Source organism: Streptomyces sp. NPDC048461 (assembly GCF_055587105.1).
This window is the reverse complement of sequence record NZ_JBVJGW010000027.1, coordinates 24292-49370: the sequence shown is the minus strand read 5'-3', so window position 1 is coordinate 49370 and position 25079 is coordinate 24292. Positions and strand designations below refer to the sequence as shown.

Genomic DNA, 25079 nt, shown 5'->3' with positions numbered 1-25079 from the left:
CTATCGCCGCCGGACCCCGGCCGCCCGGCGGCGGAGCGGACCGGGCACCGCCCGCGACGGCGCGGACGGTGCCCGGTCCGCGGTGCTCCGCGGAGTGCCGACCGGTCAGGGAGTCAGGAACCGCCCGGGCCCGGCCGGGAACGGCACCTGCTTCGACGGGTTCCGGGAGAGCCGCTGCCCGGGGTCGGCCGGCGGGCTCTGGCAGGTCACGTCCTCGGCGGGCAGCCGACCGGTGGTCAGGTAACCGTTGACCACCGGGTTGACGCAGGAGGCGGGGTCGACGAGGTACACGGCGTGGCCCTCACCCCCGGCCGCCAGCACCATCCGCGAGCCCTTGAGCGCGCGGTGCAGGCCCTGGCCGCTGGCGAGCGGGGTCTGCGAGTCCCACTCGTTCTGCACCGTCAGCACGTCCGCCCGCTTGTTCATCGGGGTGGCCGACTCGACCGGCCGGTCCCAGAAGGCGCACGGCTTGATGTTGGAGGCCATGTCCCCGTACAGCGGGTACTTCGCCTTGTCCTTCGCCGCGTCCCGCGCGTACTGCTCGGTGTAGCGGGGCCAGGCGCCCGTGTCCCCGCACAGCACCGACCACAGGACGGCCGTGCCGTTGTCCGCGACCGGCTGCGGGTCGGCGGCCCGGCCCGCGGAGATCAGCTTCCCCAGGTCCGGCGCGGCCTCCCCTCCGGGCGGGAGGGTGCCGTCGGCCGCGGCCTTGATCTGCCGGACGATGGCCGAAGCCTGCGCCGGGTAGAAGAAGACGGCCCGCGCCGCCCGGATGTCGACGCCCGTGAGCTTCGTGCCGAAGTAGTCGATCGGCTCGCGGTCCGCGCGCTCCACCAGTCCCCAGAACGTGCCCGACACCGCCTCGGGCGTCGTGCCGAGTCCGTACTGGTCCGAGCGCTCGGCCGCCCACCGGGTCCACCGCTCGTACGCGGGCTCGGCCTCGGTCGCCCACACCTGGATCATGCCGCGCCAGATGCGCTGCGGGTCCACACCGCTGTCCAGCACGAAGCGGTCGGTCCGCTGGGGGAACATCTGCGCGTACACCGCGCCGAGGTAGGTCCCGTACGAGTAGCCCACGTACGAGAGCTTCCGCTCGCCGAGCACCGCGCGGATCGTGTCCATGTCGCGCGCCGTGTTGCGGGTGGTGATGTACGGGATCACGTCGCCGGACTTCTCGCGGCACTTCTCGGCGACGGTACGGGCCCAGGCCACGTCCGCCGCGTACGTCTCGGGCCGGTACGGCCGGTCGATGGCCTCCTCGGCCGGGGTCAGGCCGCAGGTGATCGGGCTGCTCCTGCCGACGCCGCGCGGGTCGAAGCCGATGAGGTCGTACCGGTCCCGTACGTCCTTCGGCATCAGCTCGTTCATCACCACCGGGTCGTGGAGCCCGCTGCCGCCCGGCCCGCCGGGGTTGAACAGCATGACGCCGTGCCGCTTGGCGGGGGTCACGGTCTTCAGCCGGGATATCGCGAGGTCGATCGTGCGGCCCTCGGGACGCCGGTAGTCGAGCGGGACCTTCAGCGTGGCGCACTCGAACGAGGCTGGCTGGTCCTCCGCGCACCGGGACCAGGCCGGCTTCTGCTTCAGGTACGCCGCTTCCGGGGCGGCGGAGGCCTGGGTCGCGCCCAGCAGGGGCAGGGCGGTCGCGATGAGACCGGCGGTGGTGAGCAGCGGTGCGAGGCGTTTCAAGCGCACGGGCCGTTCCTTAGGGTCGGTGAATTTCGCCGAATTCGCTTACCCGTCCACCTTGTTGCATATGACGCCGCTGCCGAATCATCCCGAGGGGTCGGTCCTTGTGCGCCTCACGAATGAGCTGAAATCCGGACAACTGGCCGACACACCGCCTGCGTTGCGCGGACTGCCGTGCGCCGCACGTCCCGCGCAGGGGCGTCGCGGTGCGCGTCAGTGGCCCGTGTGGTCGGCGCCGTTCTCCAGGGAGCCGCCGATCCGTCCGCGCAGGCCGCCCAGGGCCTCCGCCGACTGCGCGGTGACCACCCACCGGTCGCCGACCAGGTAGAGGCCGCCGTACGCCTGCGCCTCGGTCAGCCAGGAGCGCAGGCCCTGCTCGGCGGCGAAGGTGGCGATGCGGAAGGGGCCCTGCGTGCTCTCGCAGCCGCCCTGGCGCAACTCCTCTGCCTGCACGCTGACTTCGGCCGCGCATCCGATGGCGGCGGCGATCTCCTCGATGGTGGTGGACGGGGTTCCGGGGGAGGGGGCGCCGGACGCGGACGCCGACCCGGCCTTCGCCGCCGGGTGGGCCGAACCGTGGCTCGCCGCCGGGTGCGCGGCCGAGGCCCCGGAGCAGCCGGCGCTCAGCAGCGTGGCGCAGACCGCGGCGAGCGCCGCGAGTGCGTGCCGCGGGCGCCGGATCCGGCGGATCCGGTGGATCCGGCACGGTCGGATGTCGTCACGCTGCGTTTCGGTCCTCGGCATGGGTACCTCATCGGCTGGTCGGAAGGACGGCCGCGGTGCCCCGGGCGCGGGGAGGTCGCCCGGGACACCGCGAGTAAGGGGTGCGGGATCGTCCGGACCGCCCTTTCGGGTCGGGCCCGGCCCGCGAGCGAGGGCCTGGGTGGTGTCGTCCCACCGGCCCGGACCACTCGGCAATGCTTCGGGCGCGGGCCCGCCTAGTTCACGGCCTTGGCCTTCTTGCCCTTCTCGGTCACGGCGAACCAGAGGCCCTGCTTGTTGTGCCCGGAGATGTCACCGGCTTCCTTGTCCCCGGTGAACGAGTAGACCGGCCAGCAGTCGATCGTCAACTGCTCGCTCCCGTCGGGCCTTTTCACCGTTCCGATCAATTCGGCGGCAATTCCCTTGACCTTCGTCTTGTCGACCGGCTTGGCGGGCTTCCAGGTGTCGAGGCAGGCGCCGACACAGCCGATTTTCATCGGCCATGCGCTGTCCTTGTCGAACCGGTAGAGCGTCCGCCCCTCCGCGTCGGCGACGATGGTGCCCAATACGGCGTTGGCGCGGGCGGAGAGCTCGATCGCCGCTTCCTGCTGCTTTTCCTCGGACGCCTCCGGCGCGGGGGCGGGAGCGGGCGCCGCGCCGGTGCCCGACCCCTGGCCCTCGCCCTTCCCGCCCGCCGCGGCCGGCTTGCCGTCGGCCCCCAGGACGTGCCAGGTGCCGCCGACGCCCTCACCGAGCGTGTCCCCGGGCTTGGTGTCCTTCGCGTAGCGGTACACGGGCCACCCCGCGAGCGTCAGCTGGCGGGTTCCGTCGGCGCGGGCGACCGAACCGAGCAGACCTGCGTCGATGCCCGCCCCGGCCTTCGCGTCGTCCGCCGCGACCGCGGGCCAGACCTTCGCGCAGTCACCCTCGCAGTTCGACTTGGGCGGCTTCGGCGTGTCCTTGTCGAAGCGGTAGAGCGTCCAGCCCTCACTGTCGGTCACCGCGGAGCCGAGCCCCGGGACGTCCCGCACCTTGAGCTCCCCGGCCGGACCGGCCTTGGCGGCCGCACCGGCCGCGTCGGGGGTGACACTGCCGTAACCGGCGCCCGCGCCCGCTCCCGCCTCCATTTCGGCCCCGTATCCGCCGTTCGAATCGTAGCCCGATCCGAGCTGTTTACCGGAGCCCGCCGGCTGTACTGCACTCGCATTTCCGGAGGACGTGTCGGCGGCTCCGCACCCTGCGGTAAGCAGCAGTACCGCCACCGCCGATCCGGCGATTACTCCACGACGCCTTGTGTTCACGATCTCTCCTTCAATTCGGTTCCGTGTTCTCGTGCCTTCGCTCATTGATACGGGGCCCGAGTCGGCGGACGTTCATATCCCACGGAATTTGTCAGATCGCGCCAACAATGAACTCGGAGGCGGTCCGGGGCCGTTCAGGACGTCATTCCAGGATGCGCAGGGCGAGCGCCGGGCAGCGCCGTACCGCGCGCAGCGCCTTCGTCCGCAGCCGGCCCGGTACGGCCATGGACGCCTCCGCGGGGTAGCCGTCCGCGTCGAGCCGCACCACGTCGGGGAGGATGTCCACGCACAGCCCGTGCCCCTTGCACAGCGTCCAGTCCACGACGAGCCGTTCGGGACTCTCGTCCTCGGGCAGGGGCAGCGCCCCCAGGACGCGCCGTCCGCAGCCGCTGCCGAGGGCGTGGTCGCGGAACTCGTCGGGGAACGCGGAGAGGGCCGAGGCGACGAAGCGCGACGTGCCGTCGGGATGGCTGCACGCCCCGCGCTTCATGACGCCCGCCATCCGGGCCTCCAGCATCTCCAGCGCCGTCCTGCCGCCTCCCCGCAGGGCCTCGTCCAGTACGTCGGCCAGGGCGGGCAGTCCCCGCACGCAGGGCCCGCACTGGCCCGCCGTCTCGTTCGCCATCCAGCGGGTGACCCGCGCCACCTCGCCCATCGGGCAGGTGTCCTCGGGCAGCGGGAGCACCGCTCCCGCGCCCAGCCTCGCGCCGAGGGACTCCAGGGACTCCCGGGAGATCTCGGCGGTGCGGGCGGATCCGGGGTCGAGCCACTTGCCGTGGTAGCCGCCGACGAGCACGCCTTGTCCCGGGGCGGTGCCGCACAGCTCCAGGACGTACGCCATCGAGGTCCCGGCCGGGACCTCGACGACCGTGGCTCCCGCGACCGTCAGCATGATGGTGCCGGGCTCCGAAGGGAGCCCGACGGTACGGAAGTCCAGCGCGCCGATCCGTGCGGCGAGGGCCAGCTGGGCGAAGGTCTCGGTGTTCGACAGCAGGGTGGGCACGCCGCCCAGTCCCCTCTCACTGGTCCGTACCTTCTGCCCGGAGGGAAGGGTCGGACCGCCGTTCAACCCGCTGATCATCGCGGTGCCCTCGCCCGTGACGAAGCGTTCGGGAAGCCGTCCCACGCGCAGCCGGCGGCCGGACGGGCCGCGCTCCGCGATGGCCTCCCGCACCGACTGCTCCACGTCGTCCCGGGTGACGGCGACCACGACGTCCTCGGCGTCGAGCGCCGCGGCCGCCAGCAGGGCTCCGTCGATGACCAGGTGCGGGGCGTGCAGCAGCAGGGCCTTGTCCTTGAGGCAACTCGGCTCTCCCTCACTGCCGTTGACGACGACCGCGGTCCGGCCGTCGCGGCTCCGGGCCGAGCGCATCACGGCGCGCAGCTTGCGGTGGAAGGGGAAGGCCGCCCCGCCGCGTCCCCGCAGGTCGATGTTGTCGGCGAGCTCGACGAGCTCGTCCGGGCGGTAGAGGGGAAGCGAACCGTGGGTGGTCAGGTGCGCGACCCGGTCGAGCCGCGGAACCTGGTCGAGTCCGGCCAGCAGCCGGGGAGCGCCCACACAGCCGAGGCTGGGGCGCGGACCGCCGCTCACAGCCACCGCTCACGGGTGGCGAGGCGCTCGGCCGGAACGTCCTGCGCTCCGGAGGCCTGGTTCGGGATGTAGACGCTGGCGACGTACGGCGGGTTCGCCGCCGCGTACGGCGGGTCGGCCACGTACGGCGGGCTCTCGGGCCGGGGCGGCGCGGCGGGCCGCGGGGGCGGCCCGTCGCCGCCGCGCTCCGGACGGGTCCTCGCGAAGGAGGCCTGCCTGAGCCGCGTGGGCGCGATGCCCGGCTGCTCCGGCGGCCGCGAACCCGTGCCGTCCATGCGGGCCTTGATGCGCAGGGCGACGAGGGTGGCGACGCCGATCAGGGCCAGGGCGTAGGCCACCGTCACCCATCCGCTGGCCGAGCGGCCGGACTTCAGTCCGTGGACCAGGGAGGCGCCCCAGGCGGGGTAGGCCCCGAAGTGCAGGACCCGCCACCACAGGGAGCGGGTCTTGGTGGCGAACACGCTGCGCAGTGCGCCGGACACCGCGACGGACACGAACAGGTAGCCGGCCAGGGTGCCGAGGCCGATGAGCACCGGCTGGTCCACGTCGGTGAAGGGGAGGGCCGCCGCCGTGGCGGTGGTCTGCGACTCGGCGACCTTGACCCAGATGTGCAGGGCCAGGAAGCCCAGCCCGGACACGGCCAGGCCCCGGTGCACGCCCTGGGCGATCAGCCGGTGACCCGAGCCGAGCAGGGTGCGGTCGGTGGCCACCAGTCCCCAGAGGACGGTGGAGGTGAGCGAGACGAGCGAGAGGACGCCCGCTCCGAAGTCGAGGAAGTCCCACAGCTGGGTCAGCGCGCCCGCGCGGGCGGCGATGACGAGGGTGACGGCGGCCGCGCCGGCGGCGGCGACCACGCCGGGCCGCAACCGTCCGGACGCGGGCAAGAGGGAGGGTCGCCGAACGGCCCGCCTGCCGGCGGCCGGAGCCGTCGCCGCAGCGTGGCGGCTCCGGGATCGGGCTCTGTGCGAGCGTGGCATGTGGGGCTGGGACAGGGGCATCCAGATCTCCTGTGCGCCTGGGATCCGAGCACTCCACCGGCGCTCGGCACCCGGGGGTCGTGGTCGGTAGTGCCCGGCAGCGCTGTGAACTCCTGCGCCGGCCGAGGGAGCTAGGGGCCGGAGTGCAGAAGCATCGTGGAGCGGTCAGGCGGCACCACGGGATTTATCGAAACGTGATAATTTCTCGCACCGCGTCTCCGGGGCATCGAACAACACCGGAAGATTCCCCTCCAGCGGAGGTTGTGACAGGCCCCCGCACCGCCCGCCATCTACGCGTACTCGTCGGTAAAGACACGGCAAAGTCGCGGGACCGTAGATGGCCGGACCCCTCTAGGAGGGAGTACGAGGGCCTCAAGTCTCCATGTCAGACGCCACTGTTGACAAGGAGTCAACCTCGGCGGGCTTGCCGCACTCCGGGCAGGCCTCACCCCGGCACGAACGAGGAAAACGATGTGCGAACTTCTGAACCGCATCTGGTCCCGCCCAAGAGGCGAGTGGACCCGCGTCCTGCGCAGGGAACTTCCCACGCTGGCCGCCGAGATAGTGGAGGAGCTTCTGCATGGAATTCCGGGACTTTCCACTCTTGTCTATGACAGCGACGCCCTCGACGACGAACTGCTCAGACAGTGCGTCGAGGAGGCGCTGCTGAACGCCCTCGGCTATCGGGACGCCCAGCCCCAGACACATGCCCAGTCCCCTTCCACGACGTCCCCGGCCCACCCGCAGGCGCGGCCCGCAGTGCCGCGCCTGTCCAAGGTGCCGTCGCAGGTACGGCCGCGGATCGCGGAAGTGAAGGACACGGAGAAGGACAAGGAGGAGGACCGACACGACGGCCGGCAGAACGTTCTGGAACACACCCGCGCCCACACCCGTGAGCGCTCCCGAGAACACAGCCGCGAGGACGGACCCGGCGGCGGGCACGGATCCGGCGGCCACGGGCCCGGCGCGCACGGGCCCGGCAACGGAGACCCGCGCGGCGACCGGCCCGAGCCGGCCACCGTTCCCGACGGGGCGCGCCAGGAACTCTTCAAGGCCCTCACCGACGACCGGCAGGCGTCCGAGAGTTCCATGGGCGAGCTCGCCGAGGCGGCCGGCTGGCCCCTCCCGCCCGCCGTGCGCGCCGTGGCGCTCGCCGCTCCCGGCGACGCCCAGCAGCTCGCGGCCGTACTGGACGACACGCTCGCCGGCATGTTCGCGGGCCGCCCCTGCCTGCTCGTCCCCAGCGCCGACACCGATACCAGGGCCCCGCTGGAACTGCCCCTGCGCGGCCGGTTCGCCGCGGTCGGCCACGCCGTACCGCTGCGCGACACGGCGTCCTCGCTGCGCTGGGCGGTGCGCCTGCTCGCCCTGACCCCCAACCGCGGTGGGCTGGACGCCCGGCCCGTGTTCGTCGACGACCACCTCTCCACCCTGCTCCTCCTCCAGGACGAGCCGCTGGCCCACGCCCTGGCCGCCCGCTGGCTGCGGCCGCTCGCGGACCTCACCCCGCGCCAGAGCGAACGCCTGGAAGTGACCCTGCTGGCCTGGCTGGAGGGGGGCGGTGCCCCCGAGGCGGCGAAGGCGCTGAGCGTGCACCCGCAGACCGTGCGCTACCGCATGCGGCAGCTGGAGAAGCTCTTCGGTACCGGCCTGCGCGACCCGCGCACCCGCTTCGAGCTGGAGATGGCCCTGCGCAGCCGCAGGCTGATGGCCCAGGTGCGGCGCCAGCACTCGCGGGTGGGGCGCCGGGCGGCCCGTGTGGTCACCGCCGACTTCCCGGCCCTGGCCGTCGGGAGGATGGCCCGCGTCAACGGCCTCTGACCCGCGGCGCGGCCGCGCCCGTACGCAAGGAAGGGCCCCGGCCCGGACCCGTCTCGGCGGGGTCCGGGCCGGGGCCCTTCGTACGGGAGGCGGCGGCGCCGGAGCGGTGGCGGCCTGGGTGTGTTGTTCGGATCATGGCGGGACCGGGCTGATCCGAGAGACACGGCCTAGCGTGCGGGGAGGGGAGCGGACACCGCTCCGCGCATCGTCGCGTTGAGGTCGAGGAGTTCCGTGTAGGCCCGGGCGCAGCCGCCGCACTCGGACAGGTGCCGGGCGAGCTCGCGGGACAGGTGCGCGCCGCCCCGGCGGACGGCGGGGCCGAGCCGGCCGGCGTAGTGGCGGCACCGGTCGTCGGCGGCGGCCTCCACGTGGGCGCGCAGGTACGCCTCTCGCAGCCCCTCCCGGGCCCGGAACGCCAAAGAGGTCACCGCGCTGGGCGTGATGCCCAGCAGCGCGGCGACCTGGTGGGGGGAGCCCCCCTCGACGAGCGTGTGCCACAGTACGGTCCGCCATCGTTCCGGCAGCCCGGCGAACGAGCGGGCGACGAGCCGGCGGTCCTCACCCGCCACCCACTGCTGCTGCGGATCCCCGCCGACCGGGCCCGGCTGACGCCAGGTGTCGAAATCCGAGGTCAGCAGGGTCCGGCCGGCCCCGTCCCGCCACTGGATGGCGGTGTGGCGGACGACGGACAGCAGGTACGAGCGCCACGGACCCCGCGGTCCCGCTCCGGCCCGGACGGCCTGGAACGTCCGCAGGAAGGCCTCCGACACCAGGTCCTCCGCGTCCTGCGGAGACCGGCAGCAGGTACGGGCGTACGCCAGGGCGGCCCGCCGGTGGCGCCGGTAGAGCAGGGCGCACACCGCCGGGTCCGGCTCGCCCGCGCTGTACCCGCGGCGCAGCAGCAGCGTCAGTTCCGCGTCGGAGGCCGGGGGCGCGGCCCCGCCCGGGGTCCGCGGGCCGGCCGCGCTGTCACGAGAGCCTGACATGCCACTCCTCGGAGGTCGGGCCCCGGCGGGGCCGGGGGCCGCGGGGCGGTGCCGGCCCGGAATTCGGCTCCGGACCGACACCGATCCCGGACCGGGCGCGACGTGGTGGAGGAGGGGGCGCCGGGCCCGGGAGCGGGGGACCGCGCCGTGCGCGGTGCGGGGTGTCAGCGGCAGACGCGGCCGCCGTTGATGCAGTTCACCGCCTTGTTCATCAGACCGTTCGACATCACGTTGATGAAGTCGCCGTGGTCGGTCACCGGCTTGTGGAGCTGCTCGGGGAAGCTGTCGACCGCGAACCGGGCACCCGGTGCGACGCCGTACGTGATCCGCTGCACCAGCTGCGGGATGGCGGTGAACCCGTTCGGGCAGCGTCCGGCCTTGTCCGGGAAGGCCACGTGGGTGCGGTGGTTTGCGCTGTCGGCGTTCTTGCCGTCCCAGCAGCTCTGGAAGGTGAAGGTGCGGACCACGTCGCTGCCCTTGGGGCAGATCGGGTACTTGTCCTTCAGCTGGCGGTTCTCGAAGCCGGTGCAGCTCCAGGAGGCGTTGGCGTTGGCGGTGCCGTTGGTGAAGGCCTTGGCGTCACCCGTGATGATGCGCAGGAACCGGGGCATGGTCTTGACCTGGCCGACCGGGCTGCCCTTGAAGGTCATCGTGACCTGCTTCGGCTGCAGGATCGTGCCGACGTTTCCGTCCTGGCCGCCGCCGGGGGCCTGGGCGTCCCGCTCGGCCCTTCCGTCGCGCAGGCGCAGGACCGGCCAGTAGTAGGTGGACTGGTCGCCGTTGGTGCAGGTGGTGCCGGACGCGGCGAGGCTGTTGTTGGTGGAGAACGCGTCGGTGGTCTTGTTGCCCACGTAGTCGTGCATGTGGTGCGCGCCGTTCGAGACGCCCGGGGCGACGATCACGTTGTCCGGATTGAAGTGCTTGTTCTCGTTGCGCCCACAGCTGGAGCTGAAGGACCCTCTGGACGCGCCGGACTGGTTCGCGGGCTGACGTACGTTCGGCCGCACCTTGTTGATGTTGACGAAGTCGCTCTGGGCTGGGCCGCCCTTCTGGCCGAGGCTCTTGGCGGCGCTCGCGTCGGCCGCCTGGTTGGCGTCCGCCGGGGCCTGCTTCATCTCGCAGCCGCTCAGCGCCTTCAGTTCCTCGGGCTTCTGGGCGCCGTTGTCGCCGATCGCTCCGGCCACCTTCTCGATGGTCTTGCCGCGCTGGTCGCGCAGCTGCCCGAGGAGGGCGTCCCCCTTGGCCTGGCCTGCGGCGAGCTTCTTGTACGCGTCGGCCACCTGGGCGTCGAGCTCGGCGAGGTTCTCGCCCACCTGCGCCTTCGCCTGCTCGGGGACCGCGGTGAGCTTGTCGCCGACGTCCGGGCAGTCGATCGTGGCGACGGACTTGCCCCCGCGGTTGTCACCCTGGCCGGCTGAGGCGTTGCCCGCGATGACGGCTACTCCGCCACCGCCCAGCACCAGAGCGGAGACCACGGCGAGGAGCTTGTTCGAGATCCGGGGGCGTTTGTGGCCTTTTTGGCTCATGTGATCACTTCACTTCGTCGATCGGACATCGGAGGGGAGGGCGGGAGCGCCCAGGAGGGCGACGGGCTTGGGGGCGGGGGGCGCGGGCTGGTCGGACAGGGTGTCGAAGTCGACGAGCCCGCTCTCCTCCAGCACCGAGATGTGGTCCAGGACCGTGGCGTTGGCGGAGGTGGCGAGGGCGCGGACCATGGAGTTGCGGGTCTGGGCCCGGATGCTGGCCACGAGCGCGAAGACCTTGCCGTGCGCCCGGCGCAGGAGCTGGACGAACAGCCGCTCGTACTGCTCCCCCTGACCGGCCGCCGTCATCTGCGCGAGCCAGTCCTGTTGTTGCGCGGAAGGCTGGTCGGGCAGTGCGACGCCGAGTGCCTGGCCGACCTGGATGACCTGCCGGTCCAGTTCGGTGTGGCCGTCGACCAGGTGGTTCCCCGCCGTGCGGATGGAGGGGCGGGTACCGCGCTGCTGGGCCTGCTTGCCGGCGGGCAGTTCCCACAGCCCGGCCAGGCGCACCTTCCGGATGAAGTCGCGGTCCGCCGGGGTCAGCGGCCCGTACGCCGTGCTCATGATCCCTGCGCCGTCGTCGTCGCCGGCCGGTCCCGCCGCCGCGGCGGAGGCGCGGCCGCCGAAGCTCTCCACGGGGATCAGCAACGCGATCAACGTGACGGCCAGGGCGGCGATGACGACACCGCTGCCGATCGTGTATCGCGTGGCCACCGACAAGCCGCTGGCGGATCGCCGCCGGAATGACAGCACTGTGCCTCCTTGCTCAAGGGCCGGGAGGGGTGCGGGGGCTGGAGGTTCCGCACGTGCCGTGCGGTGCACGCCCGCATTCCCGGGGTGCCACGGGACGCTAGTGCCCCATGTGGTGTCGTCACTGCCGGACCATCACCATTGGATAAACATCCGGGCAAGTACCCGGAAGGCTGGTACCTTGCCGCGTTCCCCCTCGGAGGCGATCCGGCTCCGCACGGCAAGGGCGGTTTTCGGCTGCCCGGGCGCACATTCGATCCCCCGTGCGCTTATTGACACCCCTTTTTCGATGCGGTTTACATTCGCTTCGCGGGAGCGGACAAACGATCTTCTTCGCCCGGCGACATCGCGCGCCGGCGGGGTCGGATATCTTGATCCACTTCACTGGGTCCAAGGGGTGTGGATCGCCGGCCGGGACGAATCCGCAGAGCCCGCAGTGCAGTTCTTCCCGAGCATCCACCGCACGCCGAATTACCGTTCCCGGAACGTGCTCCGAGGGGCGGAAGCCGGCTGAGGGGCAGGCCGGTTCCGGCCAGACACGAGCGACCCGCGTGCTCAGGGGCGCGGGCCGGGCCTACCCTGCGGCCATGCCCGCAGATCCGCCGTCGTCCGATGCCGCCGCCGAGTTCGTCGGGCGTGGCTGGCTCGCCGACGCCGTACGGAAATGGGACGCGACCGGGTCCACGTACCTCTTCCTCACCGGAGCACCCGGTACCGGCAAGTCCGCGGCCGTGGAACACCTGTGGGGCGGCGACCCGGTCGCGGGCACGGCGGTGCACCGCTGCCGTGCGGCCAGCCGCGGCAGCTGCGACCCGGTCCGCTTCGCCGAGTCGCTCGCCGAGCAGTTCGGCACGACCGTGCCCGGGTTCGCCGAGGCCCTGGTCCGGGTGTCGCGGGACTGGCCGGGGGCGGGGGACGTGCACATCGAGGGCACGGCCACCGCCGGTACGGTCCACCCGCACGCGAGCGTCATCGGCGCGAAGGTCTTGCTCTCCCTGTCCCACGTCACCGCGGACGAAGCCTTCGAGCAACTGGTGTGCCGTCCGCTGGAGCTCCTCGCCCCGGCACGGCGGCCGGTCGTCGTCGTCGACGCCCTGGACGAGGCGCTCACCCACCGGGGCCGCCGTACGATCGCCGAACTCGTCCTCGCCGGCACCGACCGGCTCCCGCTGCGGTTCGTGCTCACCTCGCGGCACGACGCCCGGGTCACCGCCGCGGTGCGGAACCTGCCGGACGCCGTCGTCGTCGACCTGGTGGAGGACGCCCCCGACCCCGCCGCAGACCTCCTCGCCTACGCCCGCCACCGGCTGCGCGGAGCCCCGGGCGCCGAACCGCGCCGGGAGGAGCTGGCCCACCGGCTGGCCGCGGCCGGCGAGGGGAACTACCTGTACGTGCGGTACCTCACCCGGGAAGTCGCCGACGGAATCAGGACGGTGGACGAACTGGCCGTGTCCGTGCTCCCGCACGGACTCGACGGCGTCTACCGGGAGTTCGTGCAGCGGGAGATCCGCCCGGCCGGCAGCGCGGACGCCGAGGAACGCTGGCGCACCGCCTTCAGGCCGGTCCTCGACCTGCTGGTCGCCGCCTGGGAGGACGGGTTCACCGCCGACCGCATGGCCGACCTCCTCGGCTGGACGGAGCAGGACGTCCTCGACACCGTCCGGGTCCTCGGGCAGTACCTGCGGGGCCGCGGCCGCCGCGGCCCGTGGACGCTCTTCCACCGGTCGTTCGAGGAGTTCCTGATCTCCGGGGACGATCCCCACCTCGATGCCGGCGAGGGCCACCGGCGCATCGCCGACCGCGCGTTCGCCACCTGGACGGACGCGTGGGACGCCTGCGACGACCCGTACCTGGCCCAGCACCTCACGGATCACCTGCTGACCGCCGCCGAATCCACACCGGGCAGCCCCGCCCGGAGCCGGACGCACCGGGACCGTCTGTACGCCCTGGCCACGTCGCCCGGCTACCTGGCCGCGCAGCGCACGGTCGCCCCCGGCCGGGACCTGCACCTGGTCACGCTGGGCCGCGCGCTGGAAACCTCGCTGGCCGCCCACGCCCACGCCCGGTCGGTCAGGGTGGCGCTCGGCCTGGTGCGGGCCCGTACGGAGGCCGACGAGGAGACCCCGGTGCAGGCCGCCCTGCTCCGGGGAGCGGCGGCGGGCGTCGCCAAGGCGCGTACGCATCCGCAGGACACGGCCCTGCTGTGGCTGCTGCTGATCGTGGCCGCCCTGGACGCCCGGTCGTCCGGCGAAGCCGTCGCCGCCCTGCGGGAGATCGCACCCGCAGGCTTCGAGACGGCCGGATACCGCTGGTCCCCGGCGATCGCGGCGCTGCTGGCCCCGCTCATGCCCCGCCTCGCGCCGCAGGACGCGGCCGCCCTGCTGGACGTCGCCGACGACGACCTGCTGGGTCATCTGGCGGCGTTCGTCCTGGAGGAGGCGGGACCGGAGCCGGCCGCGCTGCCGGCACTGCGCATCCGCGAAGCCGTCGCGCGCGCCCGCGCCGTCGAGGGCATCCTCACCCGCGCGGCACTGGCGGCGCTCACGGAGCCCGCGGGGCCGGACCCCGGCGGCCTCACCCGGCTGGGCGCACTGATCGCGCCGGGCCACGTACCGCCGCCGGCCGACGGCTCCGGGTGGACGTCGCCGCTGCGCGAGCCGGACGTCGCCGACTCCGTCCTGCTGGTGTACGCCGCGCAGGGCGAACTCGACGAGCGTCTCCCGGAACTCGCCGACCGAACGGCGCGCGTCCGGGGAGTGCTGAGCGACGCCGCGGTCCTGCTCGGCCGGATCGTCCAGGCCGCGCGGTTCGGCCCGGCCGGCGCCGCCCGGGCGCGCGCGGCCGGCCTGGCGGCCCTGGCCGACCCCCGGCGGGACATCCGGGGCCTGCTGCACCACACCGCCGCCATGGTCCGCATCGGCGACCGGACGGCCCCCGCGCTGCTCGACGCGCTGGTGAAGGAGTTGCCCGGCTGCCACGACGACCCGCACGCCGGCCACGTCGACGCCTTCCACGGCTGGTGCGACGTCGGGCTGAGGCTCGCCGTCGTACGCCTCCTGGCCGCCGCCGGGCAGGGTGACCGGGCGCGCGGGGAAGCCGGCCGGCTGCGCGCGGACCATCCCGCCGAACACGTGCGGGCCCTGGCCTGGCTGGCCCGCGACGAGACGCGGCCCGGCCCCCGGGCGGCGCTGGTCGCCGCGGCCCGGGAAGCCGCCGACCGGATTCCCCACAGCCTGTGCGCCCAGGCCGCCCTGGTCCTCGCCGACGCGGACCGCCGACGTCTCGCGGACACGCTGGCCCGCACCGCGGGCCGCCGCAGGCACACGCCCGCGGTGGTCGGCCCGGCCCGGGCGGCGCTGGCCTGGGCCGCGCACGTACGCGGCGACCACGGGCGCGCCGAAGCCCTCGGCGCCGAGGCCGCCGCGTGGTTCACCGCGCTGCCCCAGGACCGGCGCCTGCCGCAGGACGCCGACCGCCTCGTGAAGAACCTCCTGCGGGCCCGGCTGCCCGCCGCGGCCGCCACGGTGGCGCGCACGCCCACGGCGCACGGCGAATCCGCCGGCCTGATGAACCTGGGCGACGTACGGAACCGGCTGGCGGCCCACGCCGAGTACGCGGAACTGGCCCTGCTCCGGGAGGCGGAGGGCAGAGCCCCGGGCGACCCGGCGCGCCGGCCCTCCCCGTACGAGCAGGCACTGGAGGCGCGCGTCCGGCGGGCCGGCGACGACCGGCGGGCCTTCGAGGAGAGCCGTGCCGCGCTGCGCCTCACCGTGCGGGGGATGCTCGGGCAACTGGCCCGAGTGCCCGAGGACACCTGGTTCTACGCCGACGGGGGTGAGGAGGGCGCGGTCTGGTGCCTGCTCCAGGCCATCAGGCTGGAGTGGCCCGAGGGTGTCGCAGCGGCCCGGTGGGAGTGGGACAGGGCTGTGGAGAGGGCGACGTTCGCCGCGGCCTCCCACCGTCCCCCCGGCGCCGGCGGGCGGCGGGACGTCGAGACGCGTGAGGAGCTCGATGTCCTGTTGCGCCGCGACGTTCAGACCGCGGCCGAACTGGCCGAGGCGTCACACGACGTCGGCGACGACGGGGAGGCCGCCTCCATGTTCTCCCGGGCCGTCGACAGCGCGCGGGAGCTGGCGGGACCCGGTCACCGGCTCCGGGCCTTCACCGAACTCGCCGGGACGGCGGCGCGCCTGGGCCGGTACGACGACCTGCGGCTGCTCTGGCCCGAAGCCGCCCGCACGCGCGGCGGTTCGCTCGCCGAGGTGGCCGAGACGCTGGCCGTGACGGTGCTGCGCGGCGGCCCGGACGCCGCCGCCGCCCGCGACGCACTGGAGGAGATCGTGGGCTCCCCGGGCCTGCCCGACCTCGACCACGTGGACCTGCTCGCCGTGCTGGCCGTCATCACCCCGGACGCGGAGATCGAGGAACTGCTCCTCGGGGACCCCGCCGGGCCCGGCCGCTGAGCCGGTCGCGGCCGACGGGCCCGGCGCGGCGCCGCTCTCCCGGGGTCAGTCCGTGCCGCCCCGGAGCTCCACGCCGACCACCTGGCCGCCCGCCTCGACGTCGTCGGCACGCACCGAGCCCGTCAGGTTCCCGGAAGCGGCCGCGGCGACGCGGACGCCCGCCACGTACCCGCGCACGACCTTCACCTCGACGGCGCCGCGGACCCGGGCCGGCTCGGCCGGCCGCGGTTCGCCGCGGAAGACGATGGGCGCGCCGTAGACCGCCTCCAGCGTGCAACGCAGCCCGTCCACGAGGGCGAGTACCTCGGTGTCCCGCGGGTCGACGGGGTCCACGCCCTGCCCGTACTCACCCAAATCGCGTCGGAGCAGGCGCAGTTCGGGTTCGAGCGCGGCGACCCTCTCCAGGTCGGCGACGAGTTCCCCCGAAGCCCCCTCGAACAGCTCCGCGGGCAACGCGGTGGTGGCCGCGCGTCGCTCACGGAAGTTCCGCAGGACCTCACCCGCCTGTTCGTACAGGAACTTGACCCCCTCGTTCAGGGCAACGGCGGTGATACCTGCCAGCGTGATCGGATCCACGGTGTCGTCCCCTCCTCTCGCGAAGCCCCATTCTGCGGCGCCCCCGCCCCCGGGCACCAGGCGTGCTCGGGGACGGGGGCGCGGAGGCTTGCCGGGTGCCGGGTGCCGGGTGCCGGGTGCCGGGTGCCGGGTGCCGGTTACCGGCTGAGCGACTTGAGCGCCGCGGCGTCGTACGGCCTCAGCTCGTCGAAGCGGTTGCCGAGGACCTTCGCCGCCCACTGCGGGTCCTGGAGCAGCGCCCGGCCGACGGCGACCATGTCGAACTCCTCGCGTTCCATGCGGTCCAGGAGGTTGTCGATGTCGCCGAGCGCCGCGCCCTCGCCGGCGAAGGCGCGGAGGAAGTCGCCGTCGAGGCCGACCGAACCGACGGTGAGGGTCGGCCGGCCCGTGAGCTTCTTGGTCCAGCCCGCCAGGTTCAGGTCCGACCCCTCGAACTCCGGGATCCAGTACCGCCGCGTGGAGGCGTGGAACGCGTCGACGCCCGCCGCCACCAGCGGGGCCAGGATCTCCTCCAGCTCCTGCGGCGTCTGCGCGAGCCGTGCGTCGTAGGCCTCCTGCTTCCACTGCGAGTAGCGGAAGATCACGGGGAAGTCGGCCCGGACGCGCTCGCGGACCGCGGCCACGATCTCCGCGGCGAACGTCGTACGGGCCACGGCGTCGCCGCCGTAGGCGTCGGTGCGGCGGTTCGTCCGCTCCCACAGGAACTGGTCCAGCAGGTAACCGTGGGCACCGTGCAGTTCGACGCCGTCGAAGCCGATCCGCTCGGCCTCCGCGGCGGCGTCGGCGAACGCGCCGATGACGTCGTCGAGGTCGGCGCGGGTCATCGCCCTGCCGGTTCCCTCGGTGCCGTCGACGCGGATGCCGGAGGGGCCGACGGCGGGGGCGTCGGCGTACGGGGCCTCGCCCTGCTTGCGCACCATGCCTATGTGCCACAGCTGAGGCACGATCGTGCCGCCCGCCTCGTGCACGGCCGCGGCGACCTTCGCCCACCCCGCCAGCTGGTCCTCGCCGTGGAACCGCGGCACCTGGTCGCTCTGCCCGGCGGAGTCGTGGCCGACGTAGGTGCCCTCGGTGACGATCAGGCCCACCCCCGCCGCGGCCCGGCTGGCGTAGTACGCCTGCACGTCCTCGCCCGGCACTCCGCCGGGGGAGAACATGCGCGTCATGGGCGCCATCGCGATGCGGTTGGGGACGGTCAGGCCGTTCAGCCTGACGGGCCGGGACAGGATCTCGGCCGCGCGGGAGGCGGTGGACGGGGTGGCGGTCATGCGGGTCCTCCGGAGGGGTGCTGTGGCTCGTCGGGAGGCAACGAGAAGTGCATCGTACACACACTATGTATCATGCACATTGCGGCGACGGTGGAGCGCCGGGACAGAGCGGGAGGCGCAGTGCTGGAGAAACTGGAGCGGGAACTGATGCTGCTCTCGCGGCACCAGGTGCTGGCCCGGCGCGAGCGCGACCCCGAACGGCTGGAGCGCTCCGCGTACCTGCTGCTCAGCCGGATCGACACCCAAGGCCCCATGTCCATCGGGCAGTTGGCGGAGGCCTTCGGGCTCGACACCTCGACCGTGAACCGCCAGACGGCCGCGCTGCTGCGCTGCGGACTGGCCGAGCGCGTCGCGGACCCCGACGGAGGCATGGCCCGCAAGCTGTCCATCACCGTCGAAGGCGGCCGCCGCCTCACCGAGGACCGTGAGGTCAACCGGTCCTGCCTGGCCCGGGTGGTCGCCGACTGGTCCCCCGGGGACGTGCGCGAGCTGGAGGACGTCCTGATCCGGCTCAACCGCAGCGCCGAGGCCCTCGAAGGACGCTACTGGCCGCGCCCGGAGGACTCCGCCACCCGCCCCGCATGCTCCCCGGCGCTCCCGCCCGAGCCCCCGGCCCCCGCTCGACAGGCATCTGCGACTCCCGCACCGTAGCCCGCCCCTCCGGGGTGCACCCGCCGCATGCCGGGGGAGACCCTGCCGGGATCGACGCGGGCGAGGGTGCTTCGGGCAAGAACACGGCCGCGTATCGGGAGGGTGCCCGCACCGCCGATGTGGATCCGCCGTACGTGCTTCGGGCGGTGCCGGAGGACTTCAGGGTGTTCGAGCTGGCGGCACGCCGCTTGCCTCTTCGGTGCCCAACGGTACGGAGCCAACGAGAACACCCTGCGCCCAGCTGACCGCCGACGCCCTCCGGGAGGTCTGTCGTTCCGGTCGGGAGGCGGCGTGGGGAGGGCTTGTGCCCCGGTGGAGTGGGGGCATGCGTGTGGGTTTCTTCATATGGTCTGCACCTTCAACGTTTTGTTAGGCCGTCAGATGGGGCGGCCTTCGTTAGTGAGGCTTTCGAGGCCCGAGCGCCTCGCATTGCGACTCTTTCTGATCTTGAAATCCTTTGAATAACTCCCAGTGACCTTGGTTTCCGTGCGTGATTATCGCGCGGAACCTTAGATTCCAATGTGGATGGACGCTGACGATGAGGGCTGCCCGCCGTCAGGCCGGCGTTTGTCACATGGGGGAAGCAGATGTTGTATTCAGGCGTCACACGACGCTGGTCTCACGCCGTCGGCGCGGCGGTGGTGGCCTCGGCCATCACCGCATGGGGGGTCACTCCGGCCATCGCCGCGCCGGGAGCGCTGTCGCAGTTGGTGGCGTTGACCGAGTCGACGCAGCCGGTCCTGACGGCGAAGACCGCAGCCGGCACGGGCCAGGTCACGGTCAAGTTCTACGCCGGCACCTACGCGGCCGGCGGCGCCGACGATCTGGTTGACGGCGCCGCGGTCACCGTGACCGCAGGTCACGTGGCGCGGTTGAAGCTGCCGGACCCGCTGCGGATCGGCACGCAGTTCGAGTGGCAGGCGCAGGCGTGCCAGGGAGCCGACTGCACCGCGCTTACGATCCGTCAGTCCACCCGGGTCAGCCCGATGGCCGGCGCCGGTGAACGGCCGGGCGCCACACGGCTGAAGTTCGCCGCGGGCGACCACGTCGGCGCGCAGGTCGACGTCGGCACCGGCAACCTGCTCGTCACCACGAGCGACCTGACCCTGCCGGGCATCAACGGCGACACCGGGCTCGGCGTCGCCTACAACAGCGCCGCGATCGGCACGGACGCGACCGGCGCGAAGGCCGCGGCAGGCTTCGGATGGAAACTGACGCCCTACGACACCGCGCTGACGGTGCACGAGGAAGGCTCGGTCACCTACTACGGGCGCGGCGGTACCACCTGGCTGTTCACCAACTCGGCCGCCGGACTCACCGCGCCCGGCGGGGCGAAGGCCAAACTGGTCAAGAACGGCGACGGCTCCTACACGCTGAGCGCGAACGACGGTTCCGGCAAGCAGGACTTCGACGCGACCGGCAAGCTGACGAAGACCACCGACCGCAACGGCAACGCCACCACCCTCGCCTACAGCGCCGACCTGCCCACGACGATCGTCTCCACCCGCGGCACACAAGCCCAGAAGAGCGCCGTGTACACCTCGGCATCCGGGCACGTCACCACGCTCGCCCAGACCGGCTCGGACGGCAGGAAGCGCACGGTCACGTACACGGTGAACGGCGCCGGCGACCTGGCCTCGATCAAGGACACCCTGGGCCGCACCACGAGCTTCTCCTACGCGGCCCACAAGCTCACCTCGATCACGAACCCCGGTGGAGGAGTGACCCGATTCGCCTACGGCTCGATCGGCGTCACCTCCATCACGCAGGAGAACAAGGCGCCCGGTTCCCCGGGCGACTCCGTCACCCGCCTCTCCTACGCGGACCCGGCCAGGACGCTGGTCGCCTCGCCCAACACCGACCAGGGCCAGGCGATCACGACGGTCCCGCGCACCACGTACGAACTGACCGACGACCAGTCGGGTCGCGTGAAGAAGGCCACCGACGCGGCCGGCCGCGAGCGCTCGAAGACCTACACGGCCAACTTCGACACCGCGACCGCGACCGATGGCACCGGCGCGGGCGCCGGAACCGCGACGAACACGTTCGGAGCCAACACCGGTGAGTCCGTGACGAAGTCGGAGTCCCCCTCGGGCTCGTCCTTCTCCGCCGCGTACGACAACACCGCGGCCGGCCTCACGCACCTGCCGTCGTCCTCCACGGACAGCCAGTCGAACAAGTCGACTTACACGTACAACGGGGCCGGCAACCTCACGCAGGCCACCGACGCGAACGCGTCCACCGCGAAGGTCGACTACAACGCCGACGGCACGGTGAAGACCTCCACCGACCCAGGCAACACCAGCAGCACCACCTACAACTACGACAGCGCCACGCACCAGGTCACCTCGGTAGACCCGGCCGGTGGGTCGCTGAAGCTGAAGTCGTACACCTATGACACCTTCGGCCGCCTGGCCACGGCCAAGGACGGCCGTGGCACGACCAGGGTCTTCACGTACGACGACGGCGACCGGATCACCAAGGTCGACTACTCCGACGCCACGCCCGATGTCGGCTACGCCTACGACGGCTTCGGCCGGGTCCAGACCCGCACCGACGCGGCGGGGACCACGACCTACGGTTACGACGACCTGGGCAGGCTGACCTCCCGCACCGCGACCTCCGGCGGCGGCACCCTCGGCTACCGCTACGACAAGAACGGCAACCAGGCCGCTCTCACCGACGCCCGCGGCACCACCACGTACACCTACGACGCCGCGAACAAGCTCACCCAGCTCACCACCGATGCCCCGTCCACGGCGACGAAGATCGGCTTCGTCTACGACGACCGGGGCCGGCGCACCGACACGTACTACGGAACCAACGACGCCCGCACCGTCTTCAAGGCCCGCGTCCACCAGGACTACGACACCTCGGGCCGCATCAGCCGCGTCTGGGCCGACCAGGGCCCCGCGGCCACCCCGACCCGGCAGTTCGACACCACCTACTGCCGCGCCATCGGCACCCCCGGCACCTGCTCCACGGCCAAGGCCGACAACCGCACCCTGCTGCAGTGGAGTAAGGACAACCTGACGGGCAAGACGACCGGCTACAGCTACGACAGCGGCAACCGGCTGACGCAGGTCGCGACCTCGGGGGGTGGCAAGACGTACACCTACACCTACGACGCCCGCGGCAACCGCAAGACGTCCTCCGACGGCACCACCACCCAGAACCTCGCCTACGACGCCGCCAACCAGATCACCACCCCCGGCTACACCTACGACGGCCAGGGCAACCTCACCACCACCCCCGCCCTGTCCGCGGTGACCTTCGACGCCGCCGGCCGCATGGCGACCGCCAAGACCGGCACCGGCACCGGCAGCTACACCTATGCCGGCACCAACGCGAACGAGCTGGTCCACCAGACCACCGACAAGGGCGAAACCGTCGACTACGTCCACGGCCGCACCGATCAGTACGGCGTTCCCGTCATCGAGCAGGTCAAGCTCGCCGCCGGCACCGCCTACATCGAGCACGACCCCACCACCGGCCAGCCCCTGGCCCTGCGCACCACCAACGGTTACGAGGCCTACTACATCATCGATGGCCTCGGAAGCCCGGTGCAGTTCATCAACCAGTCCACCGTCCAGTCCGGGGTCTACGCCTACGACCCCTACGGCGCGGCCCAGACCGTCACCTCCGGCACCGCGGCCACCGAGAACCCCTACCGGTTCGTCGGCGGCACCCACGACCGCACCACCGGCTACCTCAAGTACGGCCAGCGCTGGTACGACCCCACCACCGGCCGCTTCACCACCCAGGACCCCCTCACCTTCCTCGCCGACCCCGCACAGGGCAACCGCTACGCCTACGCCGGCGCCGACCCCATCAACAACATCGACCCCAGCGGTAGGAGTTTCCTCGGAGCGGTTTCCACCGCCCTCGATGCGAAGTCCCTGGGCGAGGCCGCAGTCGCTGCCGAAAACGGTGAATGGGGTGACTTGGCGGGCGTGGCCGCCGGAGCCCTGGCAGGTGCGGTGACCACGGCGACCTGCGGTACTGCCGCGGCAGCAGCCTCACTTCCCACTGCTGGAGTCGGCGGCGTCCTGGTCGGCGCAGGGTGCCTGGCAGCCGGGGAATTCGTCGGAAGCCAGGTGGAAGGAGCGGTGTCGGAAGAGCTGGCATAGGGCAGCTGCAGGGCAGCGATCCCGAGGATCGAACTCGCGTCGTAAGAAATAGCGCTTATGAGAGGGATTTCATGCTGGTTGTACTCGCAAAAAGCGGACGCTACGACTATCTCCCCAGTGCGGGGTGGGTACTCGGCTTCATAGCGCTGTGCTTTATCGGCGCATTCGTCATAAAGAAAATGAAGAAGTAATTCACTACCTCTGCCTGCTCCTGTCCGGGATCAGTGCAGTATTTCCGCAGATTCCAGTAGGGGTCTCCACCGGACGTTGTCGGCAGCGGGCCGCGCCAGGTCAGGGCGCGGCCCGCTGCCGTTGAGCCTGACCCTGCGCAGCGAACTGGACGTCCCGACGTGACCTGGTACTCCAGCCGTAGTTCGTGATCTCGATCGTGAGGGCGCCGAGGAGTCAGCCGGCAGCGTCGATCATCTGGGCGAGACCGACCACGCCGTCGCGGGCGTCCTTTTCTTTTCCGTCTACCCGAGTCCACCGAGACGGAGGGCGTTCCTCATATCGGCGAGTTTCGCGGTCGTCGCCGGGGTCCACTCGTTCGCCTGTTCACCGAGACGGAGGGCGTTCTCGATCTCGCTGAGTTTCGCGGAGGACAGAACGCCCGCTCGCTCGATCAGATCGTCCCGGGACACGGTGGTCAGCCACGTGCAAGGGGTGAAGCCCGGACGCGGCAACGCGAACCGCAGCACGCCTTCGAAGGGCAGTCCTTCCACGGCGCCCACTGCCACTTCGACGCCCAGACCGGTGATGTCGACACCAGCCCGAGCGACGACCTGCATCACCCGGATCCCGGACGCGTCGTCTCCCGACAGCAGCACGACCGGCCGCCGCTCGTCGAACTCCACCCACCAGATGTCGCCACGTTGCACGTGTCCTCCTGACACAGGAAGGGCGGGCGGAACCTGCGCGACCCCGACGCGCTAGGGAGACGCGTGCGGTCACCCGTTGATCATCGGCGTGTGCAGACAAACGATCACGCGGTGGCCGCAGTCACAGCGTAGACCCTGCCCGCCGGCAGGAGGCGTTCGAGGGCCGTGGGACGCCCACCGGGTCCGCGACGATGTGGGTGACGACGTGGTGGACCACCTGCGGGACGACCGGGCCGTCCGCTCCGGCACCTCGTCCCGCAGTCCGTTCGGACCAGCCGCGATGGCGGGCACCGGTCATCGGGGGGACGGTGGCGAAAGCGTCGGCGGGCCTGCCGACGTACACCGCCCGAGGAGCCATGCCATGTCCGCACGCCACACCGTCCTGCGCAGCCTTCACGACGTCGGCCTCGCCGCATGGTTCGGCGGATCCCTCATGGGCGCGGTCGGCCTCAACGGCGCCGCGAAGGAACAGGGCACCGACTGGCAGCAGAGTGCCAGGATCGCGAGCGCCGGCTGGTCCCGGTGGGCCCCGGTGGGTGCGGTCGCGATCGGCGCACACCTCGTAGGTTCCGGCGGCCTGCTCGGCGTGAACGCCGCGCGCGTCCTCACCCAGCAGGGCCTCGCTGCCTCCACCCTGGCCAAGACGGCCCTGACCGGCGCCGCGCTGGGCGCCACCGCGTACGGCAGGATCCTCGGCAAGAAGATCGAACTCGCGTCGTCCGGAACCCCGCACGACGCAGAGACGGCAGAACGGCTCCCCGTGGACACCGTGCAGGCCGAACGCCACCTTTCCTACGTGCAGTGGGCCGTACCCGCCCTGACGTGCGGGCTGATCGTCCTGAACGCCCTCCACGGCGAACAGCAACGACCCGCCCAGCAGCTCTACGGAATGCTGCGCCGGGCCCGCACCCTGGCCCCCTACGTGATGAGCGTCCACCACTGGCACCGCACCCACTGAGCCCTGCCGGCAGCCGCACGGACCGCGGCTGCGCACGCGCGAGCGGGACGGCATCGTCTTCCACCGGGCTCACCCCGCCGGCCGCTTCATCCTCGCTGTCCCGGCCCGATCACCGTGAGTCCCACCTGATTGGCGAGCCAGTGCGCGTATGGCTCCCGCAGTTGACGGCCGTCGACGTCGGCGCTGCGCACGTGGACGAGGACGGTGTGCTCGTCGGCAGGCTCGTCGTACCCGCGGGTGCCGGTGTTGAGCAGGAGCGTCACCTCTGCGTGCTTGGACTCGCCGTGAAAGCCCACCTCGGGCGCGCCCGGCCAGGACAGGTGCTGCCAGTTGATCTCGCCCACGCTCGGACCGATCGAGGCGGTGAAGGCGTCCTCGACGCTGTCGACCGCCTGGTCGAGCAACTCGTAGTCCACCGGTAGCCGCCCCGGGTACGCCATCGGGTCGGTCGGCAGGCCCGTCCCGCGGACGCCTACGAGCCATGCGGGGCGGTCTTGGAACGGCACCCGATCGTCGAACTCCCCGTAGTGTTCCTGCCCCCGGAACCACCCCTCGGGCAGCTCCTTCGCGCCCCGCCGCACTGCGCCGACAGAGCGGAGCTCCGCGTAGAGGGAGACGTCGGTGTACGCGCAACGACCGAGCTCCACGAGGCGGCGCGCCATGTTCAGAGCGCGTAGGGGGTCGGCGCTGTGGAAGACGGGATAGGCGATGTCGTTGGACATGGACGGACTGTGCCACAGCCCGTTACCGCAGGTCATCGCATTTTCGGCCCGGTCCCCTGCGCATCTCCGCCCGTGAGGGGCCGCAGTCCGAGG

Annotated in this window: 17 protein-coding genes; 5 read left to right on the top strand and 12 right to left on the bottom strand. The window is 72.3% G+C overall.

Annotated features, from left to right (window positions below; translation table 11 throughout):
- Positions 1-105: 105 nt before the first annotated feature.
- The 5 genes from ACZ6S8_RS32660 to ACZ6S8_RS32640 all read right to left on the bottom strand — a co-directional run bounded on the left by ACZ6S8_RS32660 (position 106) and on the right by ACZ6S8_RS32640 (position 6167).
- Positions 106-1695: an alpha/beta fold hydrolase gene (locus ACZ6S8_RS32660; RefSeq protein WP_469461100.1), complete on the bottom strand. Its 1590-nt coding sequence runs from the start codon at positions 1693-1695 to the stop codon at positions 106-108.
- 207 nt (positions 1696-1902) lie between these two features.
- Positions 1903-2433 carry a hypothetical protein gene (locus ACZ6S8_RS32655; protein WP_469461098.1) on the bottom strand — a complete coding sequence of 177 codons (531 nt, stop codon included), beginning with the start codon at positions 2431-2433 and terminating at the stop codon, positions 1903-1905.
- 194 nt (positions 2434-2627) lie between these two features.
- On the bottom strand, positions 2628-3737 hold the full coding sequence (locus tag ACZ6S8_RS32650) for an SCO0930 family lipoprotein (protein WP_469461096.1): 1110 nt from the start codon (positions 3735-3737) through the stop codon (positions 2628-2630).
- Positions 3738-3834: 97 nt separating this feature from the next.
- Positions 3835-5250 carry an NADH-ubiquinone oxidoreductase-F iron-sulfur binding region domain-containing protein gene (locus ACZ6S8_RS32645; RefSeq protein WP_469461094.1) on the bottom strand — a complete coding sequence of 472 codons (1416 nt, stop codon included), beginning with the start codon at positions 5248-5250 and terminating at the stop codon, positions 3835-3837.
- 29 nt (positions 5251-5279) lie between these two features.
- A complete protein-coding gene (locus tag ACZ6S8_RS32640) occupies positions 5280-6167 on the bottom strand; it encodes a hypothetical protein (RefSeq protein WP_469461092.1) in 888 nt (295 codons plus the stop codon).
- Positions 6168-6731: 564 nt separating this feature from the next.
- Here ACZ6S8_RS32640 and ACZ6S8_RS32635 point away from each other — a divergent pair.
- A complete protein-coding gene (locus tag ACZ6S8_RS32635) occupies positions 6732-8081 on the top strand; it encodes a PucR family transcriptional regulator (RefSeq protein ID WP_469461090.1) in 1350 nt (449 codons plus the stop codon).
- Between the two features lie 167 nt (positions 8082-8248).
- On the opposite strand, the gene ACZ6S8_RS32630 is transcribed toward ACZ6S8_RS32635, so the two are convergent.
- The 3 genes from ACZ6S8_RS32630 to ACZ6S8_RS32620 all read right to left on the bottom strand — a co-directional run bounded on the left by ACZ6S8_RS32630 (position 8249) and on the right by ACZ6S8_RS32620 (position 11304).
- A complete protein-coding gene (locus ACZ6S8_RS32630) occupies positions 8249-9067 on the bottom strand; it encodes an RNA polymerase sigma factor (protein ID WP_469461089.1) in 819 nt (272 codons plus the stop codon).
- Positions 9068-9231: 164 nt separating this feature from the next.
- Positions 9232-10593, bottom strand: coding sequence for a DUF1996 domain-containing protein (locus ACZ6S8_RS32625; protein ID WP_469461087.1), 1362 nt, complete (start codon positions 10591-10593; stop codon positions 9232-9234).
- A gap of 9 nt (positions 10594-10602) precedes the next feature.
- Positions 10603-11304, bottom strand: a complete 702-nt coding sequence (locus tag ACZ6S8_RS32620; RefSeq protein WP_469461085.1) for a DUF4142 domain-containing protein — start codon at positions 11302-11304, stop codon at positions 10603-10605.
- 623 nt (positions 11305-11927) lie between these two features.
- Between ACZ6S8_RS32620 and ACZ6S8_RS32615 the strand changes: the two genes are divergently transcribed.
- A complete protein-coding gene (locus ACZ6S8_RS32615) occupies positions 11928-15803 on the top strand; it encodes a hypothetical protein (protein ID WP_469461084.1) in 3876 nt (1291 codons plus the stop codon).
- A 45-nt stretch (positions 15804-15848) separates the two neighbouring features.
- Here ACZ6S8_RS32615 and ACZ6S8_RS32610 read toward each other — a convergent pair whose 3' ends face one another.
- Complete coding sequence (locus ACZ6S8_RS32610) at positions 15849-16379, bottom strand: hypothetical protein (protein WP_469461082.1); 531 nt, start codon at positions 16377-16379, stop codon at positions 15849-15851.
- A 137-nt stretch (positions 16380-16516) separates the two neighbouring features.
- Complete coding sequence (locus tag ACZ6S8_RS32605; protein ID WP_469461080.1) at positions 16517-17647, bottom strand: NADH:flavin oxidoreductase; 1131 nt, start codon at positions 17645-17647, stop codon at positions 16517-16519.
- Between the two features lie 72 nt (positions 17648-17719).
- Here ACZ6S8_RS32605 and ACZ6S8_RS32600 point away from each other — a divergent pair, with 72 nt between their 5' ends.
- Positions 17720-18298 carry a MarR family winged helix-turn-helix transcriptional regulator gene (locus ACZ6S8_RS32600; RefSeq protein ID WP_469461078.1) on the top strand — a complete coding sequence of 193 codons (579 nt, stop codon included), beginning with the start codon at positions 17720-17722 and terminating at the stop codon, positions 18296-18298.
- Between the two features lie 587 nt (positions 18299-18885).
- Complete coding sequence (locus ACZ6S8_RS32595) at positions 18886-22428, top strand: RHS repeat-associated core domain-containing protein (RefSeq protein WP_469461076.1); 3543 nt, start codon at positions 18886-18888, stop codon at positions 22426-22428.
- A gap of 473 nt (positions 22429-22901) precedes the next feature.
- Here ACZ6S8_RS32595 and ACZ6S8_RS32590 read toward each other — a convergent pair whose 3' ends face one another.
- Positions 22902-23306: a type II toxin-antitoxin system PemK/MazF family toxin gene (locus ACZ6S8_RS32590; RefSeq protein WP_469461075.1), complete on the bottom strand. Its 405-nt coding sequence runs from the start codon at positions 23304-23306 to the stop codon at positions 22902-22904.
- 361 nt (positions 23307-23667) lie between these two features.
- On the opposite strand from ACZ6S8_RS32590, the gene ACZ6S8_RS32585 reads away from it, so the two are divergent.
- Complete coding sequence (locus ACZ6S8_RS32585; protein ID WP_469461073.1) at positions 23668-24264, top strand: hypothetical protein; 597 nt, start codon at positions 23668-23670, stop codon at positions 24262-24264.
- 86 nt (positions 24265-24350) lie between these two features.
- On the opposite strand, the gene ACZ6S8_RS32580 is transcribed toward ACZ6S8_RS32585, so the two are convergent.
- Entirely contained in the window at positions 24351-24986 is a 636-nt protein-coding gene (locus ACZ6S8_RS32580; protein ID WP_469461072.1) for a hypothetical protein, read from the bottom strand.
- Positions 24987-25079: the final 93 nt, after the last annotated feature.